Origin of the sequence: Micromonospora sp. 15K316 (genome assembly GCF_004348525.1) — a bacterium.
GTDB lineage: Bacteria > Actinomycetota > Actinomycetes > Mycobacteriales > Micromonosporaceae > Micromonospora.
The window spans coordinates 1-6,414 of sequence record NZ_SMKG01000283.1; the positions used below are offsets into that span (position 1 = coordinate 1).

Sequence of the window (6,414 nt, forward strand, 5' to 3'; positions counted from 1 at the left end):
GCCCGGCATGGACCTACCCCGATCCGCGCCGCCCACGCCCGACCGCTCCGTCGCAGCCCGGGCCCCTGCCCCGGCAGCCGGGTAGCCTTGCCGCACGATGACGTACTCCTGGCTACACGCGCCCGCCGCACAGGTCGCCACGACCGCTCGGACCCTCCTCGGCTGGACCGTCTCGGCCAACGGCGTCAAGATCCGGCTCACCGAGGTCGAGGCGTACGCCGGCACCGGGGAGGACCCGGCGTCGCACGCCCACCGGGGGCCGACCCCCCGCACCGAGGTGATGTTCGGCCCGGCCGGGAAGGTCTACGTCTACTTCGTGTTCGGCATGCACTGGTGCATGAACATCGTCTGCGGGCGCGAGGGTGAGGCCGCCGCCGTGCTGCTGCGCGCCGGCGCCGTGACCGAGGGCGTGGAGATCGCCCGGCAGCGCCGCACCCACGCCCCGGATCGGGAACTCGCGCGCGGCCCGGCGCGGCTGGTCACGGCCCTCGGACTCGGCCGCGACGCCAACGGCACATCCGCGCTGGACGGCTCCGGGCCGGTGCTGCTCACCCCGCCGCCGGTGCCCGTGGACCCGGCCCTGATCGCCGCCGGACCGCGCGTCGGAGTCGCCGCGGCACACGACACGCCGTGGCGGTTCTGGCTGGTGGACGAGGAGAGCGTGAGCCCGTACCGCCGCCACGTCCCGCGTCGCCGGCGCCCCTCGGCCCAGCCGGCCTGACGGTGGTGGCCGCGGTCCGCGGCCACCACCCGCCGGTCAGCGCACCGGCTCCGGCCGGCCGGCCGGGTCGCGCGGAGCGCGGCCGGCGCCCTGCCGGGGAGCCGCGCCCGCCGGTGTCGCGGGGAGCAGCTCCGCCGCCGTCCGCCCCGGGCGCTGCGCCTCCACCTCCGGCGACGCCTCGAACGGCGCCCGGAACGGGAGGTACGCCGAGCGGAAGCCAGCACCTCACCACGCACCGGACGCCGACTACCGGGCACCGCGGCGAGCAGCGCCAGGCTCAGCACCACCGCGGCGGCGACCGCCACGGTGCGGACCGGCCACCGCGACGCAGTCCTCCGAACGGCGTGCCGCCGACCGGCCGGACGCGAAGGAGGAGATTCAACGAACTGTTGACAACAAGTCTTTAAAGGGGTCCAATGGACGGCATGGCCACGTTGAACAACGATCCGTTCACCGCCCCGGACGCTGCCCAGGCTCGCGCCCACCGCAACTACGCGGCGTTGCTGCGCATCGCGGAGCGGCACGCGGGCACCGACGCCCGCCGCCGGCGCTACGCCCACCCCGACGTCCCCGACGCCTACGAGGCGGCGACCCTGATGATGGCGCTCGCCGGCGGGGCCGAACTGGAACCGGGAGAGGAGCCGGTCGACCAGGCCGACCTGATGGCGGCGCTGACCCTGATCCCGCACGTCCGCGCCGAGGTGGACGTGCTGGAGACCGGCCTGTTGCAGGCGGCTCGCGGCCGGGGGATGACCTGGCAGGCGATCGCCTTCGGGCTCGGCCTTGGCAGCGCGCAGGCCGCCCAGCAACGCTACGAGCGGCTCACCGCACGCACCGCGGAGTAGACACCCGGTACGCCCGGACCGTCGCCGGGCACCCAGCTACCAGCAACGGTGGGATCAGCGCAGCGGAAGGGGAGACGCGATGCGACGCGAGGAGATGCTGGCGTACTGCCTGGCGAAGCCGGGCAGCTGGCTGGACCAGCCGTGGGAGGGCGACGAGGTGGTCAAGGTGGGCAGCCGGATCTTCGCCTTCCTCGGCTCCCCCGACACCCACCCCACGGTGGGTGTGAAGTGCGGCCCCGACCGGGAGATGGCCGACGAGTGGCTGCACCGCCACCCCGCGGACGCGCAGGTGATGCCCTACATCGGACGGTCCGGTTGGAACACCCTCCGGCTCGACGGCGGGATCGACGACGAGGAGCTGTTCGAGGCGGTCGACGCGTCGTACGACGCGGTCGTGGCGAAGCTGCCGAAGCGGGAGCGGCCGACGGCCTGACCGGCCACCACGCCGAGCGGCGTCAGGGGAGCCGCCGACCCGGCGCGCGCCAGGCCCGGGGCTCCCCTGAGCTCGCACGTATCGGGGTGGCCGAACTCAGCGGGGTACGACCCGCTCGGCGGCCCACTCCCGCCAGCCGGTCAGCTTGTCCGCGGCGGTGGCCAGCTGGTCGGCCACCGGTCCCGGGCCGGTCGAGCCGGGCGTGGTCCGGGCCGCGAGCGCCGAGCGGACGGAGAGCACGTCCCGCACCGACGGGTCCAGGTGCTCGCTCACCGTGGCCAGGTCGGTGTCGGAGACCTCGTCGAGAGCGCACTCCCGAGCCACGCAGAGCGCGACCAGCCGTCCGGTGATCTCGTGCGCGTCGCGGAACGGCACACCCTTACGGACGAGCCAGTCGGCGACCTCGGTGGCGAGCGAGTAGCCCACCGGGGCGGCCGCGACCAGCCGATCCACCCGCACGGTCATCGTGGAGATCATCCCCGCGAGGGCCGGCAGCAGCAGCTCCAGGGTGTCGACCGCGTCGAAGGCCGGCTCCTTGTCCTCCTGCATGTCCCGGTCGTAGGTCATCGGCAGACCCTTGAGCATGGTGAGCACGCTCATCAGCCCACCGACCAGCCGGCCGGACTTGCCGCGGGCCAGCTCGGCGATGTCCGCGTTCTTCTTCTGCGGCATGATCGACGAACCGGTGGCGAAGGCGTCGTCCAGCTCGACCCAGCCGAACTCCTGCGACGTCCAGAGCACCACCTCCTCGCCGAGGCGGGACAGGTGCACCCCGGTCATCGCGGTGACGAAGAGGAACTCGGCGACGAAGTCCCGGTCGGCGACCGCGTCCATCGAGTTCGCGAACGACGTCCGGAAACCGAGTTCCTTGGAGACCGCCACCGGGTCCAGCGGCAGGCCGGAGCCGGCCAGCGCGCCCGCCCCGAGCGGGCTGACCGCGGCCCGCTCGTCCCAGTCGCGCAGCCGCTCCAGGTCACGCAGCAGCGGCTGGACGTGGGCGAGCAGCCAGTGCCCGAAGGTGACCGGCTGCGCGTGCTGCAGGTGGGTCATGCCGGGGGCGGCGGTCGACACGTGCCGCTCGGCCTGCTCGACCAGCGCCTCGGCCAGCTCCACCAGCCGGGCGGCCACCCCGCGAGCGTGGTCACGCAGGTAGAGCCGCAGGTCGGTGGCGACCTGGTCGTTGCGGGACCGGCCGGCGCGCAACTTGCCGCCGAGGCTGCCGAGCCGCTCCAGCAGGCCCCGCTCCAGCGCGGTGTGCACGTCCTCGTCGTCCACCGTGGGGCGGAACTGCCCGGAGGCGCAGGCCGCCTCCAGGTCGTCCAGCGCCGCCAGGATCCGACCCAGCTCCTCGGGGTCGAGCAGGCCGGCGCCGGCCAGCACCCGGGCGTGCGCCCGCGAACCGGCGAGGTCGTACGGGGCCAGTCGCCAGTCGAACTGCACGCTCACCGACAGCCGGGCCAGGGCCTCCGCGGGGCCGCCCGCGAACCGGCCGCCCCAGAGGCTGGTGCGGTTCGTGGCGGCACTGTTCTCGGTCAGGCTCTTGTCGTCCACCGGACCCATTGTGGCAGTGCTCACCTGTCGCCGAGCCGGGCGTCCCGGGCGGCCGCCATCCGACTGGGCAGACCCCACAGCTGGACGAAGCCCTTGGCGAGGGACTGGTCGAAGGTGTCACCGGTGTCGTAGGTGGCCATGCCGAAGTCGTAGAGGCTCGCCTCGGAGCGCCGGCCGGTGACCGTGGCCCGTCCGGCGTGCAGGGTCAGCCGCACCTCGCCGGAGACGTGCTGCTGGGCGTCGTCGATGAACGCGTCCAGCGACCGCTTCAGCGGCGAGAACCAGAGGCCGTCGTAGACGAGCTCGCCCCAGCGCTGGTCGACGCCGCGCTTGAACCGGGCCAGGTCCCGCTCGACGGTGACCGCCTCCAGCTCCTGGTGGGCCGTGATCAGGGCGATCGCACCCGGCGCCTCGTACACCTCGCGGCTCTTGATGCCCACGAGGCGGTCCTCCACCATGTCGAGCCGGCCGACCCCCTGGGCGCCCGCGCGCCGGTTCAGCTCCAGGATCGCCTGGTACGGGGTGACGGTCTCACCGTCGACGGCGACCGGCACGCCGCCGTCGAAGGTGATGACGACCTCGTCGGCGTCCCGGGGCTCGCTCGGGTCGGCGGTGTAGGAGTACAGGTCCTCGATCGGCCCGTTCCAGATGTCCTCCAGGAAGCCGGTCTCCACCGCCCGGCCGAAGAGGTTCTGGTCGATGGAGTACGGCGACTTGGCCGACACGTCGATCGGCAGGCCCTTCTCCTCCGCGAACGCGATCGCCTTGTCCCGGGTCCAGGCGAAGTCCCGGGCCGGAGCGATGATCCTCAGGTCGGGCGCGAGCGCGCCCAGGCCGACCTCGAAGCGGACCTGGTCGTTGCCCTTCCCGGTGCAGCCGTGCGACACGATCGTGCCGCCGTGCTTGCGCGCCGCGACCACCAGGTGCTTGACGATCAGCGGCCGGGACAACGCCGAGACCAGCGGGTAGCGGTCCATGTAGAGGGCGTTGGCGCGGATCGCCGGCAGGCAGTACTCGGCGGCGAACTCGTCGCGCGCGTCGACCACCTCGGACTCCACGGCGCCGCAGTCGAGGGCGCGTTGCCGGATGACGTTCATGTCCTCGCCACCCTGACCGACGTCGACCGCGACCGCGATCACCTCGGCGCCGGTCTGCTCGGCCAGGTACGGAATGGCGACGGAGGTGTCCAACCCTCCGGAGTAGGCAAGGACGACCCGCTCGGTCATGGTGTGTTGCTCCCTTCAACGTTCTCTTCCCGGCGGGCCCAGCCGGCGAGCTTCTCGCCGAGCGCGGCCCCGCCGTCGGCCTCGCGGGCCACGACGAGGATGGTGTCGTCGCCGGCGATCGTGCCGACGACCTCGGGCAGGCCCGCTCGGTCCAACGCGCTGGCCAGGTAGTGCGCTGCGCCCGGCGGGGTACGCAGCACGGCGATGTTGCCGCTGGAGTCGACCCCGTTGAGCAGCTCGTGCAGCAGCCGCACCAGGCGGGCCGGGGCCGCCTCGGCGTCGCGCAGCGGCCGATGGCCGTCCTCGGGGATCACGTAGACGCCACGCCCGTCGCCGCCGCGCACGGTCGCCGCGCCGAGCTCCTTGAGGTCCCGGGAGAGGGTGGCCTGGGTGACCTGGATGCCGTCACCGGCGAGCAGGTCGGCCAGCTCGGTCTGCGAGTGGATCGCCTTGTCCCGGATCAGCTCGACGATGCGAGCGTGCCGGGCGGCGCGGGTCAGCGGGGCGGTCATCTGTTCTCCCTGGTCGCGGTGGCGTCGGGCGCCGCCGCCTCCGGGGCCAGGGTGTCGGCCTGGATGAGGAACATGAGCAGCGCCTTCTGGGCGTGCAGCCGATTCTCCGCCTGGTCGAAGACCGCGCTCTGCGGGCCGTCGAGCACCTCGTCGGTGATCTCCTCGCCCCGGTGGGCGGGCAGGCAGTGCAGCACGATGGCACCCGGCGCGGCCTGGGCGAGCAGCTCGGCGTTCACCTGGTACGGCAGGAACGGCGTGTTCCGGTCCAGCCCGTCGCCCTCCTGCCCCATCGAGGTCCAGGTGTCGGTGGCGACGACGTCGGCCCCCTTGACCGCCTCGGCCGGGTCGGTGAGCACACTCACCGACCCGCCGGTGCCGGTCGCGATCTCGGCGGCCCGGGCCACCAGCGCCGGGTCGGGGGTGAAGCCGGCCGGCCCGGCCACCCGTACGTGCAGGCCGGCGGTCGCCCCGGCGAGCAGGTACGAGTTGGCCATGTTGTTGGCCGCGTCGCCGAGGTACGTGAGGGTCCGGCCGGCGGTGCCGCCGAACCGTTCCCGGACGGTGAGCAGGTCGGCCAGGAGCTGGCAGGGGTGGAAGCCGTCGGTGAGCGCGTTGACCACCGGCACGCTCGCCCCGGTGGCGACCTCCGCGATGCGCTCGTCGCCGTAGGTGCGCAGCACGATCGCGGCGACGTAGCGGGAGAGCACCCGCGCGGCGTCGGCGAGGGTCTCGCCCCGGCCGAAGTGGGTGCTCTGCGTGTCCACGATGAGCGGGTGCCCGCCCAGCTCGGCGATACCCACGTCGAAGGAGGTCCGGGTGCGCAGGCTCTGCTTGTCGAAGAGCACCGCCACCGAACGGGGACCGGTCAGCGGCTGGTACCCGAACCGGTCGGCCTTCATCCGGGCGGCGAGCCGCAGCACCATCTCCTGCTCGGCGGGGCTCAGGTCGTCGTCGCGCAGGAAGTGCCGGGTCATCGGGTCGTCTCCGGGGCGGTCGGGGTCGGGGTGAGAGCTGAGGCCGGGGAGGTCTTGGAAGATTGCGGCCCGTCCAGGGGCACCACGTCTCCAAGATCCGCCGCGGCCGCGGCGGGCGCGGGCGTGGCGGCGGGCGCGGTGGCGTCCAGGGC

General features: G+C 73.7%; 7 protein-coding genes. 3 read left to right on the forward strand and 4 right to left on the reverse strand.

Features of this window, described 5'->3' with window-relative positions:
* The first annotated feature begins 97 nt into the window (after nt 1-97).
* The 3 genes from E1211_RS29460 to E1211_RS29470 all read left to right on the forward strand — a co-directional run bounded on the left by E1211_RS29460 (nt 98) and on the right by E1211_RS29470 (nt 1,999).
* Nucleotides 98-721: a DNA-3-methyladenine glycosylase gene (locus tag E1211_RS29460; protein WP_132353070.1), complete on the forward strand. Its 624-nt coding sequence runs from the start codon at nt 98-100 to the stop codon at nt 719-721.
* Between the two features lie 425 nt (nt 722-1,146).
* The gene (locus E1211_RS29465) at nt 1,147-1,566 is read left to right on the forward strand and encodes a DNA-binding protein (protein ID WP_132353072.1); all 420 of its coding nucleotides are present in this window, start codon (nt 1,147-1,149) and stop codon (nt 1,564-1,566) included.
* Between the two features lie 79 nt (nt 1,567-1,645).
* Nucleotides 1,646-1,999: an MmcQ/YjbR family DNA-binding protein gene (locus tag E1211_RS29470; RefSeq protein ID WP_132353074.1), complete on the forward strand. Its 354-nt coding sequence runs from the start codon at nt 1,646-1,648 to the stop codon at nt 1,997-1,999.
* 96 nt (nt 2,000-2,095) lie between these two features.
* On the opposite strand, the gene argH is transcribed toward E1211_RS29470, so the two are convergent.
* The 4 genes from argH to argF are packed head-to-tail and all read right to left on the reverse strand — an operon-like array spanning nt 2,096 to nt 6,262.
* Nucleotides 2,096-3,559 carry an argininosuccinate lyase gene (argH, locus tag E1211_RS29475; protein ID WP_132353082.1) on the reverse strand — a complete coding sequence of 488 codons (1,464 nt, stop codon included), beginning with the start codon at nt 3,557-3,559 and terminating at the stop codon, nt 2,096-2,098.
* An 11-nt stretch (nt 3,560-3,570) separates the two neighbouring features.
* The gene (locus E1211_RS29480; RefSeq protein ID WP_132353076.1) at nt 3,571-4,776 is read right to left on the reverse strand and encodes an argininosuccinate synthase; all 1,206 of its coding nucleotides are present in this window, start codon (nt 4,774-4,776) and stop codon (nt 3,571-3,573) included.
* Nucleotides 4,773-5,288, reverse strand: coding sequence for an arginine repressor (locus E1211_RS29485; RefSeq protein WP_132353078.1), 516 nt, complete (start codon nt 5,286-5,288; stop codon nt 4,773-4,775). Before E1211_RS29485 ends, E1211_RS29480 begins: the two co-directional genes overlap by 4 nt.
* Nucleotides 5,285-6,262 carry an ornithine carbamoyltransferase gene (argF, locus tag E1211_RS29490; protein ID WP_132353080.1) on the reverse strand — a complete coding sequence of 326 codons (978 nt, stop codon included), beginning with the start codon at nt 6,260-6,262 and terminating at the stop codon, nt 5,285-5,287. The genes E1211_RS29485 and argF overlap by 4 nt, the downstream gene beginning before the upstream one ends.
* Between the last annotated feature and the right edge of the window lie 152 nt (nt 6,263-6,414).

Bases quoted from the DNA above. Each gene is read 5' to 3' on its own strand.
- E1211_RS29470 (WP_132353074.1), top strand. From the start codon at position 1,646: ATGCGACGCGAGGAGATGCTGGCGTACTGCCTGGCGAAGCCGGGCAGC.
- argF (WP_132353080.1), bottom strand. From the start codon at position 6,262: ATGACCCGGCACTTCCTGCGCGACGACGACCTGAGCCCCGCCGAGCAG.
- E1211_RS29485 (WP_132353078.1), bottom strand. From the start codon at position 5,288: ATGACCGCCCCGCTGACCCGCGCCGCCCGGCACGCTCGCATCGTCGAG.
- E1211_RS29480 (WP_132353076.1), bottom strand. From the start codon at position 4,776: ATGACCGAGCGGGTCGTCCTTGCCTACTCCGGAGGGTTGGACACCTCC.
- E1211_RS29460 (WP_132353070.1), top strand. From the start codon at position 98: ATGACGTACTCCTGGCTACACGCGCCCGCCGCACAGGTCGCCACGACC.
- argH (WP_132353082.1), bottom strand. From the start codon at position 3,559: ATGGGTCCGGTGGACGACAAGAGCCTGACCGAGAACAGTGCCGCCACG.
- E1211_RS29465 (WP_132353072.1), top strand. From the start codon at position 1,147: ATGGCCACGTTGAACAACGATCCGTTCACCGCCCCGGACGCTGCCCAG.